Origin of the sequence: Micromonospora sp. HM134 (assembly GCF_007833915.1) — a bacterium.
GTDB lineage: Bacteria > Actinomycetota > Actinomycetes > Mycobacteriales > Micromonosporaceae > Micromonospora > Micromonospora wenchangensis.
The window spans coordinates 3314780-3326983 of the sequence record NZ_CP041061.1 but is presented as its reverse complement, the minus strand read 5'-3'; the positions used below and the strand labels follow the sequence as shown (position 1 = coordinate 3326983).

Below are 12204 nucleotides of genomic sequence, written 5' to 3'. Positions count from 1 at the left end.
AGCGGGGGTCAGGAGCCGAGCTTGGCGACCGTCGCGGCGGTGTCGGTCTTGCCGCTGGCCACGTCGGCGACGAAGGCGTCCATCTTCTGGGTCTGCTCCGGGGTCGGCTTGCAGATCTTGACGGCCGGGAACGGGTCCTTGCCGAGCTCCCACTTCTTGGTGGTGCCGAGGGTCATCTCACCCTTGGCGAACAGCTCCAGCGCGGCGGCGAAGTACGCGCCCGGGTCGAAGATGACCGAGATGTCGAAGCGCGGGTCGGTCGAGTCGCACCGGTCGGTGCCCGGGGTCAGGGTGAGCGCGCCACCGGTGTTGGCCAGCTTGGCGGCCGCGTCGGTGGCCCCGCCCAGGTACGGGTAGACGACCTTGACGCCCTGGCTGATCTGCGCCTGGACGGCCTCCCGGGCCTTCGCCGAGTCGTTGAAGTCACCGGTGTAGGTGGTCACCAGGGTCGCGTTCGGCACCACCATCCGGATGCCGGCCTTGTACGCCTTGGCGGCGTTGACCGAGAAGTCGGCCTCCATGCCGGTGACGAAACCGGCCTTGGTGGCGTTCTTCGCCTGCATGACCAGGCCGGTGGCGTACCCGGCGGCGAGCATGCTCTGGTTGGGGTCGTCGCTGGACAGCGTCACCCGGGGGCTCTGCGGGATGTTCTCCGACGACGGCACGTACCAGGAGGTCTTGGCGCAGACCGGCTCCTCGGAGGCGGGGATGGCGTCCTTGAGCTCGGAGGCCCCGAGCGCCACCATGTCCACGCCCTGCTGGCACAGCGCGCGGGCGGCGCTGAGCGCCTCGGTCGGCGGCACGTTGCCGCGCTTGATGACCTGCCAGCCCTTCTCGGTGGCGAACTTCTCGGCACCGACGACGAAGCTCTCGTAGTAGCCGTTGTCGTTGATGTCGCCGGGGCTGAGCACGCCGATGACGACCTTGCCGTCACCGTTGGCGTCGGGCTGCCCGGCGGGGGCCGTACCGCTGCTGGCCGAACCGGCCGCCGACGGCGCGGTCGCGTCGTTGCTCGCGCAACCGACCAGGGCGAACCCCAGCGCCCCGGCGAGCAGCGCCGCCGGACCCCGACCAATCCTCATTGTCATGGTGCTTTCCCTTCACGTGGGGTCGGCGCGCCGCCCGGCACGGACCGGCGCGCGGAGTACTCGGTCGCTGGCACGGTGGGCCAGCGAGGGGGGATGTCGATGCCGACCCGGCGCAGCAGGGCGGCCCGACGCTGGGCGGCCTCCTCGCGCAGGGCGTCGACGTCGACGGTGGTGACCCGCCGGTCGCGGACCACCAGCCGGCCGTCGACCAGGACGTCCCGGACGGTGTGCCCGGCCGCGCCCCAGACGAGCTGGGTGGGCAGGTCACCGCGCGGGGTCCAGGGGACGGTCCGGGTGTCGAGCAGCACCAGGTCGGCGGCCTTGCCGACCTCGATCGAACCGGTCCGCGCCCCGAGCCCGACGGCGGCGGCGCCGTCGACGGTGGCCAGGGCGAAGACCTCGTCGGCGCGCAGCGGGTCGGGGACGCCCCGGTCCCGCTCCAGGCCGGCGAAGAGTCGGGCGGCCCGCCACAGGTCCGGGGTGTCCCCGGCGTTGTGCGAGTCGCAGCCCAGCGCGAGCCGGCCGCCGGCCCGGTGCAGCGCGGTGTGCCGGCCGGCCCGGGTGAAGCCCTGGCCGAGCCGCAGGTAGGCACCCGGGCAGGAGGCGACCGCCGTGCCGGTCTCGACGAGCGCGGCGAGTTCGGCGTCGTCGAGCCACACCGCGTGGCCGAGCAGCAGCCGGGGGCCGAGCACGCCGAGGTCGGCCAGGTGCCGCACCGGCCGGGCCCGACCGGCGGCGGCGAAGGCGGCGGCGTCCTCGGGGCCGGGCGACAGGTGCCAGGTCATTCCGATGTCGAGCCGGTCGGCCAACTCCGCCGCGCCGGTGAACAGGTCGTCGCTGACCAGGTCGTGCCCGACCAGGGTGATCCAGCCGGTGACCAGCGGGTCGCCGGCCAGTGCGGCGACCGTCTCGGCCTGCACGGCGAGGGTCTCGGCGGCCGGTCGGGCGTACGGGGCGTCGTCGGCGTCCCAACCCCAGCCGCCGACCCGGGCCCGGATGCCGGCGGCGCGCAGCCCGGCGGCGACCCGCAGCGGGTGCGCCACCGTCCCGGGTTCCAGCAGGGTGGTGACCCCGTAGCTGAGCGACTCGACGGCGGTGAGGGTGGCCGACAGTTCGTCGTCGTCGCCGGTGACCGCGGCGTGCAGCGGCACGATCCAGTCGAAGATCGCCTGCTGGGCCGGTACGTCGTCGGGGATGCTGCTGCGCACCAGCGGGTCGGCGGTGGTGTGCTGGTGGGCGTTGACCAGACCGGGGACGACCACGCAGCCGGTGGCGTCGAGTTCGGGGCTGCCCGGGTACGCCGCGCGCAGGGTCGCCGCCGGGCCGATCGCGGCGACCCGGCCGTCGACCACGGCGATCGTGCCGCCGGGGACGACCGCCCGGTCGGGGGCCATGGTGACGATCTCGGCGTCGACGATCAGCAGGTCCGCCGGGCGGGGGTCGGCGGTGGCCGCCGTCGGGATGGTGGTCATGGCCGTACGAGGATCTTGCCGACGAGGTCACCGGACTCCTGCCGGGCGTACGCCTGCGCCAGGTCGGCCAGCGGGTACTCCGCGCCCCGGAGCACCCGCAGGCCACCGGTGAAGTAGGCGTCGAGCATGTCGGCGAAGTCGGCCGGGCGGTAGGCCCCGGCCCCGAGCAGCCGCAGCCCCCGCCGGTAGACGTCGGAGAGGGAGAAGCTGACCTGGTCGCCGGTGGTGTTGCCGAGCAGCACGATCCGGCCGCCGGTGCGCAGGCTGGCCAGCGAGGTGGCCCAGGTGGCGGTGCCGACGTGGTCGACGACCAGGTCGACGCCGTGGCCGTCGGTGTGCTCGCGTACCCGCTCGACGGTGTGGTCGTCGAGGTCGAGCACGTCCGCGCCGAGGTCGGCGGCGACGGCCCGCTTGGCCTCGGTACGGGCCACGGCGAGCACCCGGGCGCCGGCCCGGCGGGCGAGTTGGATGGCGGCGATGCTGACCGCGCTCGTGGCGGCCTGCACCAGCACCCACTCCCCGGGGCGGACGGCGCCGACGCCGTGCACCGCGTGCCAGCCGAGGCTCCAGGCGGTGGGCAGCGCGGCGGCCTCGGCGAGGTCGACGTGGGCGGGCACCCGGTGCACGACGGTGGCGGGGACGGTGACGTACTCGGCGAAGCCGCCGGGCCGGTTGCCGCCGACCACGGCCAGCGTGGCGCAGTAGCCCGGCTGGCCGTTCTTGCAGGTGGCGCAGGTTCCGCAGCCGATGGTCGGGTCGATCAGCACCCGGTCACCGGGGCGTACCGTGGTGACCTGCGGCCCGACGGCGCTGACCTGGCCGGCGACGTCCATGCCGCCGGTGTGGGGCAGGGTGAAGCCGGGGAGCAGGGCGGTGTGCCGCTGGAGCAGGTCGAGGCGGTTGAGGGCGGCGGTGTGCACCCGGACGACCACGTCGGCGGGGCCCGGCTCGGGGTCGGGCAGGTGCCGCAGGCTCAGCACCTCGGGACCCCCGAAACCGGTCTGGACCATCGCCCGCACCGCAACCTCCCCCATGGTCTACCAGTCAATATGGCGTCTTGCATTGTGATTCTCGCTGCTTGGGGACGTACTCTGCCTGCGGGGCGGCGGCGTGTCAACGGCTTGCCGCAAAAGAGGCGGAACGGTTAACGAAGCCGGGCGTCCAGGCTGTTCACAGGCCACCCACCAGGGGATCAACCGGCCTCGGACGCGGCCAGCAGATCCCGCGCGACCAGCGCCGTACGCAGCACCGCGACCGTCTGCGGGTCGAGCGGATCGACCCCCAGCAGCCGCTTGATCAGGCCGACCCGGTAGCCCACCGAGTTGCGGTGCAGGTGCAGCCGTTCGCTCACCGCCTGCCGGCTGCCCCCGGTCGCCAGCCAGCAGTCCAGGGTGCGCAGCAGGTCGTCGCGGTGGGCGATCGGCCCCAGGTGCCGGTGCACGTACCAGCGCAGCCGCTCGTCCGGCACCGCCAGCAGGACCTGCGCCAGGCCGGCCTGCCCGAACGGCAGCTCGGACCGCCCGTCCGACGAGCGCAGCAGCAGCCGCAGCAGCCGGTCCGCGTCGCGGAACGAGGCCGCCGTCCGGGCCGGCCCGGTCACCAGCGGCCCGGCGACCACCCGGACCTGCCCGGGGCCGACGATCTGGTCCAGCCGGGCCCGCAACCGGGTCACCTCGCGCTCGACGTCGCCGTGCAGCAGGGTCCAGGCCAGCCGTCCCTCGGCCAGCACCGGCCGGTCCAGCCAGCTCAGCGCGGACGCCCAGCGGCGCTGCTGCTCCCCGGTGTAGGCGATCCCGGCGACGGCGTGCGGCTGGTCCAGCCGCCAACCGTGCGCCGCGCCGGCCCGCAGCAGTTCCGCCTCGCCCATCCGGGGCGCCGACGGCGATCCGGCCGGCCCGCCGGGGCCGCCGCGCAGGGCCCGCAGCACCGTCGCGGCGTCCCGCACGGCGGGCGGCGGCGACTCGTGCCGGACCGCCTCGATCAACAGCGCGGTGGTCGCCGCCGCCGCCAGTTCCCACTGCCCGGTCGAGACCGGCTCGGCCAACAGCAGCGCGCCGATCCGCCTTGGCCCCGCGCCGACCGCCACCGCCCGGCCGGTCCACCCGTCGGCGCAGCGCACCGTGGCCGGCGCGCCTCCCGGCGGCCCCGCCCCGCCGGCCCGGCCGGCGGCCAGGGCGCGGCGGACGTCGTCCGGCGCGGCGTCGCGCCCCGGACCGCCCGTGCCGTCGCTGTCGGCGAGCAGCTCCCCCGTCTCGGCCACCAGCCGGCAGGCCGCGCCGGTCCGCTCCGCCACCGCGGCCAGCAGTTCCGGCCAGCCGGCGCCGCCGAACGCGAGTTCGGCGAGCCACTGGGCGAACGCGGCCGGTGGGGGCGCGGCGGCGACGGCCAGCCGGGGGCGGGCCGCCGCCAGCTCACCCGATCGGCTCACGCCGACGGTCGGTCGAGCAGCCGGACCGCGACGGCCTTCTCCTGGGTGTACTCGCGCAGCGCCGCGTAGCCGCCGCCCCGGCTGAAGCCGCTCTCCTTCTGCATGTTGAACGGGAAGCCGATCACCCCGGCGTCGTGGAACTGGTTGACCGCGACCTGCCCGGCGCGGGCCTGCCCGGCCACCCGCAGCGCCCGCGACACGTCGGTGGTCCAGATGCAGGCCAGCAGGCCGAAGTCGGTGTCGTTCATCAGGGCCACCGCCTCGTCCACGCCCCGGAAGCCCTGCACCGCCAGCACCGGGCCGAAGACCTCCTCGCGGGCCAGCCGCATGTCCGAGTCGACCTGGTCGAAGACGGTGGGGGCGACGTACCAGCCGTCGTCGAACGCGGCGGTGGCCGGCTCGCCGCCGACGACCAGCCGGGCCCCGGCGGCCGGGGCCTCGGCCAGGAAACCCCGGACCCGCTCGTACTGGGCCTGGCTGACCAGCGGGCCCATGTCCAGGTCCTGGTCCCAGGGGCCGGTCCGGACGGCCGCCATACCGGCGGCGACCCGCTCGACCACCTCGGCCCGGATGGATTCCTCGACCAGCAGCCGGGAGCCGGCGTAGCAGTTCTGCCCGGCGTTCTCGGTGATCGAGGCGATGATCGCCGGGATCGCCGCGTCCAGGTCGGCGTCGGCGAAGACCACGTTCGGGGACTTGCCGCCCAGCTCCAGCTTGACCGGGACGAGGTGCTGCGCGGCGGCGCGCATGACGGACCGGCCGGTCACCGTCGAGCCGACGAAGCTGATGTGGTCGATGTCGGCGTGGCCGGTGAGCGCCACCCCGGCCTCGGGACCGAGGCCGGTGACCACGTTGAGCACGCCCGGCGGCAGGCCGGCCCGGCGGCCCAGCTCGGCCAACGCGAACGGCGACAACGGCGCGACCTCGGAGGGCTTCAGCACCACCGTGTTGCCGGCGGCCAGCGCCGGGGCGACGTTGGCGGCGGTGAGCACGGCCGGCACGTTCCACGGGATGATCACCGCGCAGACGCCGTACGGCTCGGGCCGGGTGTAGCCGAAGTAGTCAGGCGTACGGGTGGGCAGGGTGACGCCGGTGAGCTTGTCGGCGGCCCCGGCGAAGTAGTCGACGATGCCCTGGGTGATGTACATGTTGAGCCGCCCGCCGGAGCGGGGTTTGCCCACGTCACGCGCCTCGTACGCGGCGAGTTCCTCGACGTGCTCGCCGATCAGCGCGGCCCAGCGCGAAAGGACCGCGCCGCGCTCGCTGGGCGAGGTGGCCGCCCAGCCGGGGCGGCCCGGCGGGCGGCGGCGACGGCGTGGTCGACGTCGACCGCGCGGGCGCGGGCCACCGACTGGATGGGCTCCCGGGTGGCGGGATCGAGCACCGGTAGCTCACCGCCGTCGGCGGCGGGGGTCCAGTCGCCGTCGACGAGCTGGCGGGCGGTGGGAATGTCCAGGTCAGCCATGTGCGAATCCTTGACCCTTCACGTTTCGCATGTCAAGATGCAATCTCGCTTTATGAGTCACTAGGAGGGCGCGTGCGGATCACAGCGGCGGTGCTGGAGAGCGCGGGAGGGCCGTTCACCCTCCAGCAGATCGACCTCGCCGACCCGGGACCGGACGAGGTGCTGGTCCGGGTGCACAGCGTCGGGATCTGCGCCACCGACCTGGAGTTCGCCAACTTCTTCCCCACCCCGGCGGTGCTCGGCCACGAGGGCAGCGGAGTGGTCGAGCAGGTCGGCGAGCGGGTCACCGGGATCTCCCCGGGCGACCATGTCGCGATGAGCTTCACCTCCTGCGGCGACTGCCCGCTGTGCCGGGGCGGAAACCCCGCCTACTGCCGCCAGTTCGACGCGGTCAACTTCACCGGCCGGCGACCGGACGGCAGCTCGGCGCTGTCCCGCGACGGGCAGCCGGTCAACGGCCACTTCCTGGGCCAGTCGTCGTTCGCCACTCACGTGGTCGCCCCGGCCCGCGCGGTGGTGCCGATCAGCAAGGAGATCGACCTGGGCGTGGTCGGCCCGTTCGGGTGCGGCTTCGGCACCGGCGCCGGCGCGGTGCTCAACGTGCTGCGCCCGGAGGTCGGCTCCTCGCTGGTGGTCTTCGGCGCGGGCGCGGTGGGCGTGGCGGCGATCCTGGCCGCCCGGGTGGCCGGCTGCGCCGTCGTCGCCGCCGTCGACGTCAACGCCGGCAAGCTGGACACGGCCCGGCTGCTCGGCGCGACCCACGGGGTGAACTCCACCGACGGCGACCCACGCGAACTGCTGACCGCGATCGCCCCGCACGGCTTCGACGTCGCGATCGACACCACCGGCCGGGAGGACGTGCTGCGGCTGGCCGTCGAGTCGCTCGGCCCGCTCGGCCGCTGCGGCGTGGTCGGGATCGGCCCGAGCGAGCAGATGAGCTTCGAGTGGCGCAGCGTGCTCAACGGCCGCAGCATCACCGGCATCATCGGCGGCAGCAGCCTGCCGCAGGTCTTCCTGCCCAAGCTGCTGGACCTGCACGCCGCCGGCAACTTCCCGGTGGACCGCCTGATCACCCGGTTCCCCTTCGCGCAGATCAACGAGGCGGTGGCGGCGCTGCGCTCCGGCGAGGTCGGCAAGGCCGTGCTGACCCTCTGACCGGGGACGACGCCGGGTCCGGAGCATCCCGCCGGGCCACCCCATCGACATTTCTGTATCTCATCGCGAAACATTGTCTCGCAATGTGAGCGACATTACCCTTGGCGTCAGACCCACACCCAGTGGCGCGGCTGGGCAACACCGCGCAGCGTCCCGCACCTGTGGAGCACGTCCCGATGACCGAACAGCAGCGCACCGCCCCGGCCGCCACGCAGACCGCGACCGAAGACCGGCCCGCCGCGCCCTTCGACCACCACTCGGCCGAGTGCAACACCGACCCGGTGGGCTACTACCGCGAGTTCCGCCAGACCTGCCCGGTCGGTCGGACCGACGCGCACGGCGGATTCGTCTACACCACCCGGTACGCCGACGTGGTCCGGATCGCCCGCGACGACGACACCTTCTCCTCCGCCCGCGCCACCGCCGGCGGCGACGGCACCGCCATCGTCATCCCCCGGGGCCCCGGCCTGGAGCAGTACCCGATCGAGCTGGACCCGCCCGCCGCGACCGGCTACCGCGACCTGATCAACCCGCTGCTCACCCAGGACGCGGTCGCCGAGCTGGCCCCGATGGTCGCCCGGCACACCACCCGCGTGGTGGACGCGTTCATCGCCGAGGGGTCGGTGGACTTCGTCCGCGACCTGACCAACCCGCTGCCGGCCGCCGTCACCCTCGACTGGCTGGGCTTCCCCGAATCCGACTGGGCCAAGCTGGCCGGCCCGATCCACGACATCTTCGCCGCGCTGCCCGGCAGCGAACGCGCCGTACGCGGGGCCGCCGGCCTGGCCTACCTCGACCAGCGCATCCGCGAACTGATCGTCGAGCGACGGGCCGCGCCGACCGGCGACGCGGTGAGCTACCTGGCCGCCCAGCGCCGCCCCGACGGGGAACTGTTCGCCGCCGACGAGCTGGTCTCGGTCATCGGGCTGCTGATCGCCGGCGGGGTGGACACCACCACCTCGCTGACCGGCTCCACCCTGGTGCACCTGAGCCGGCACCCCGAGGACCGGCAGCGCCTGATCGACTCCCCCGACCTGCTGCTCACCGCCACCGACGAGTTCCTGCGGGTGTTCGCCCCGTCGCAGTCGATGGCCCGTACCGTCCGGGCCGACACCGAGGTGGGCGGCTGCCCGGTCACCGCCGGCGAACGGGTGCTGATCCCCTGGGTCGCGGCCAACCACGACCCGGCGGTCTTCCCCGACCCCGAGCAGCTGCGGCTGGACCGCGACGCCGCCCGGCACCTGAGCTTCGGCATCGGCAGCCACCGCTGCGCCGGAGCGCACCTGGCCCGGCTGATGTTCCGCGAGATGATCACGCAGGTGCTCACCCGGCTGCCCGACTTCCGGGTGGTGGAGGAGGGGCTCGTCGCCTACCCCACCCGGGGCAACCAGAGCGGTTGGGACGCGATCCCGGCCGTCTTCACCCCGGGTCCCCGCCGCGACGCCGACGCGGCGGGGACCCGGCCCACCGCCAGCCTGACCGGCGACCGGGAGCTGGTCATGGCGGCCACCGCCACCGCCACCGACGAGGTGCTGGAGCTCCGCCTGGCCGACCCGACCGGCGCGGAGCTGCCGCCCTGGGCGCCGGGCGCGCACCTGGAGGTGCGGCTGCCGTCCGGGCGGGTCCGGCAGTACTCGCTGTGCGGCGACCCGGACGACACCCGGCACTACCGGATCGCGGCCCTGCGCGAGCCCGCCGGCCGGGGCGGTTCGGTGGAGCTGCACGCGCTCGCCCGGGCGGGCGTCACCCTCTCGGTGCGCGGCCCGCGCAACCACTTCCCGCTCGTCGACGCCCCCGACTACCTCTTCCTCGCCGGGGGCATCGGGATCACCCCGATCCTGGCGATGGCCCGCGAGGCCGACCGCAGGGGCGTGCCGTTCCGGCTGGTGTACGGCGGTCGCAGCCGGGCCTCGATGGCCTTCGTCGACGAGGTGACCGCGCTCGCCGGTGACCGGGTGACCCTGCTGCCGCAGGACGAGGCCGGCCTGCCCGACCTGGAGGCGCTGCTCGACGCCACCGGGCCGGACACCGCCGTCTACTGCTGCGGGCCGACCGGCATGATCGACGCGCTGGAGCGGGTCTGTGCCGCGACCGGCCGGTCGGAGCGGCTGCACGTCGAGCGGTTCACCGCCGGGGACGACCTGGAGGTCGCCTTCGACCCGGCGACGAACACCGAGTTCGAGGTGCACCTGGCGCGTACCGGGGCGACCCTGCGGGTGCCGCCGGACCGGCGCATGATCGACGTGCTGCGCGAGGTCGTGCCGGGCCTGACCTACGACTGCGAGAAGGGCTACTGCGGAGCGTGCGAGACCCGGGTGCTCGCCGGCACGCCGGAGCACCGCGACTCACTGCTGACCGAGCAGGAGCGTACGGCCGGGCGCAGCATGATGATCTGCGTCGGGCGGTGCCGCTCGGAGCGGCTGGTGCTCGACCTGTAGGTCCTGTCCGGACGGGCCGGCCCGGGTCCCGGGGCCGGCCCGTCCGGACGTCCGTCCCCGGTGGTCGTCACGCCGCGTTCGCCAGCGCGTCGAGGATCAGGTCGAGGCCGAAGGTGAACTGCCCGCCGAAGTGGTAGCCGGGCTGGCCCACGTGCCGGGTGGCGAACTCGACCAGGTGCGGGTACTCCCCCGCCGCGAACCCCGCCATGATCGCGTCGGCGACCTCGGTGGCGGCGTCGCCGGTGTCGAACGGCAGCGACGCCTCCTGCAACACGAACCCGAAGACGTACGCGTCGACGATCGCGTACGCGTGGGCCGTCATCGGCAGCGAGAAGCCCCCGCCCCTTAGCACGCCCAGCATGGCGTCGTGGTGGCGCAGGGTGGCCGGGCCGGGGCTGGTCCGGGTCTCGATCAGGGTCAGTGCCCAGGGGTGCCGGGCGAGGACGGCACGGGCCGACAGGCACCGTCGGCGTACCTCGGCCCGCCAGTCGCCGCCCGGCACGGGCAGGTCGATCTCGGCGAACACCCCGTCGACGAGCGCGTCGAGCAGTTCCTCCTTGTTGCGGATGTAGTGGTAGAGCGACATCGGCTTGGCGTGCAGCGCGGCGGCGAGCGACCGCATGGTCAGCGCGCCGAGGCCGTCGGCGTCGGCGATGGCGACCGCCGCCCGCAGCACCCGTTCCCGGCTGAGCTGCCGCACCGGTTCGCCCACTGCGTCGCTCCCCTGACACTTCGTTGACCGCCTGCTCCGCCCACCGTACCGTACTAAGTAAGTCGTACTTAGTACGAAGATCCGGGAGGCGACGATGTCCCTGCGTGTGACCGGTCGGTGGGCCGGCGCGTTCTTCCTGTCGGCGTTCGTCGCCTACGGCGTCGGCAGCGCGCTCGCCGGGCGACCGGCCGGGGTGGCGCTGGTGCTGGCGAACTCCGTACTGGTGGCGGCCATCGGGGTGCTGGCCTTCCGCGCGCTGCGCCGGCCGCACCCCGGCGTCGCCTGGCTCTACCTGGTGACCCGGGGCGCGGAGGCGTTCCTGCTCGCCGCCGGTCTCGTGCTGCGCGACCGGTACGGCGACGGCGCCGCCGACCTCGCCTACCAGCTCGCCATGCTGGCACTGGGACTGGGCAGCGTGCCGTTCTGCCTGGCGCTGGCCCGGCGGCGCTGGTTGCCCCGGTGGTTCGCCGGCTGGGGAACCGCCGGCTACGCGCTGCTCGCGGCCGGGGCGGTCGCCGCACTGGCCGGGGTGGAGGTAGGCGTCGCACCGGCCGTCCCGGGCGGGCTGTTCGAGGTCGCCTTCGGCGTGGTGCTGCTCGTCCGGGGCTTCGCGCCGGCCACCGCCGCCACCGGACCGGCCGTGGTGGGGCCGGACGACTCCCGCGCCCACCGGGCGGCGCTGGCCGCCGGGGCGGGGCTGCTGCTGATGGCGGTGCTCGCCGGGTGGGCCAACTTCGGCGTCGTGCAACCACTGCTCGCCACCGACGCGGCGGGTATCGTCACCCGGCTGCCGGCACAGCAGAGGGCGCTCACCCTGGCCGTCGTCGCCCTGTTCACGGTGGCCTGCCTGGACGTGCTGGTCGGCTGGGCGCTGGCCGCGCTCCTGCGCCGCACCCACCGTGCCGTCGCCCTGCTCGCGGCGTGGTGCCGCACCGGCTACGCGGTCATCCTCGCCGTGGCGGTCACCCACCTGACCGGTGTCGCCGGCCTGCTGCGCGACAGCGCCGGGGCCGACCGGCTCCACGCCGACGGATACCCGGGGCTCGCCGACTTCCAGCAGGTCTGGGACCTGGGCCTGCTGCTCTTCGGCGGCCACCTGCTGCTGGTCGGCTGGCTGGCCTGGCGGTCGGACACCGTGCCGACCTGGGTGGCGGCGCTGGTGGCCGTCGCCGGCGCGGGCTACCTGGCCGACGCGGTCGGACCGCTGCTCTCCGCCGGATATCCGGTGCAGGTCTCCGGGGTCACCTTCGTCGGTGAGGTCGTCCTGATGGGCTGGCTGCTCGTCCACGCCGCCCGGCCCGGCCGGTCAGCAGCCCGCCGCATCGCTCCGGACGCCACCGCACGGCCACTCAGCGCCCTCCGGTGACCGGACGGCCGTGCGGGCGACCACACGCGGACGGCCCGCCGCGCCACGACACTGGGGCGCTGCGGGCCGTCCTGACGAGG

Annotated in this window: 8 protein-coding genes and 1 pseudogene; 3 read left to right on the top strand and 6 right to left on the bottom strand. The window is 74.6% G+C overall.

Annotated elements, in window-relative coordinates; translation table 11 throughout:
- Positions 1-8: 8 nt before the first annotated feature.
- From FJK98_RS14295 to FJK98_RS14275, 5 genes and pseudogenes are all read right to left on the bottom strand, one after another.
- Positions 9-1088 carry a BMP family ABC transporter substrate-binding protein gene (locus FJK98_RS14295; RefSeq protein ID WP_145919455.1) on the bottom strand — a complete coding sequence of 360 codons (1080 nt, stop codon included), beginning with the start codon at positions 1086-1088 and terminating at the stop codon, positions 9-11.
- A complete protein-coding gene (locus FJK98_RS14290) occupies positions 1085-2560 on the bottom strand; it encodes an amidohydrolase family protein (RefSeq protein WP_145919454.1) in 1476 nt (491 codons plus the stop codon). The genes FJK98_RS14295 and FJK98_RS14290 overlap by 4 nt, the downstream gene beginning before the upstream one ends.
- Positions 2557-3570 (bottom strand): zinc-binding dehydrogenase, encoded by a 1014-nt coding sequence (locus tag FJK98_RS14285; RefSeq protein WP_228544019.1) that lies wholly within the window; start codon positions 3568-3570, stop codon positions 2557-2559. The genes FJK98_RS14290 and FJK98_RS14285 overlap by 4 nt, the downstream gene beginning before the upstream one ends.
- 182 nt (positions 3571-3752) lie before the next feature.
- Positions 3753-4988 (bottom strand): CdaR family transcriptional regulator, encoded by a 1236-nt coding sequence (locus tag FJK98_RS14280; RefSeq protein WP_145919452.1) that lies wholly within the window; start codon positions 4986-4988, stop codon positions 3753-3755.
- Positions 4985-6453, bottom strand: a pseudogene (locus tag FJK98_RS14275) (aldehyde dehydrogenase). The gene FJK98_RS14280 and the pseudogene FJK98_RS14275 overlap by 4 nt, the downstream one beginning before the upstream one ends.
- 72 nt (positions 6454-6525) lie before the next feature.
- Between FJK98_RS14275 and FJK98_RS14270 the strand changes: the two are divergent.
- Complete coding sequence (locus FJK98_RS14270; RefSeq protein ID WP_145919451.1) at positions 6526-7608, top strand: NAD(P)-dependent alcohol dehydrogenase; 1083 nt, start codon at positions 6526-6528, stop codon at positions 7606-7608.
- Positions 7609-7784: 176 nt separating this feature from the next.
- Positions 7785-10046 carry a cytochrome P450 gene (locus FJK98_RS14265; protein WP_145919450.1) on the top strand — a complete coding sequence of 754 codons (2262 nt, stop codon included), beginning with the start codon at positions 7785-7787 and terminating at the stop codon, positions 10044-10046.
- A gap of 67 nt (positions 10047-10113) precedes the next feature.
- On the opposite strand, the gene FJK98_RS14260 is transcribed toward FJK98_RS14265, so the two are convergent.
- Positions 10114-10758: a TetR/AcrR family transcriptional regulator gene (locus tag FJK98_RS14260; protein ID WP_145919449.1), complete on the bottom strand. Its 645-nt coding sequence runs from the start codon at positions 10756-10758 to the stop codon at positions 10114-10116.
- Between the two features lie 94 nt (positions 10759-10852).
- On the opposite strand from FJK98_RS14260, the gene FJK98_RS14255 reads away from it, so the two are divergent.
- Complete coding sequence (locus FJK98_RS14255) at positions 10853-12124, top strand: DUF4386 family protein (RefSeq protein ID WP_145919448.1); 1272 nt, start codon at positions 10853-10855, stop codon at positions 12122-12124.
- Positions 12125-12204 lie beyond the last annotated feature (80 nt).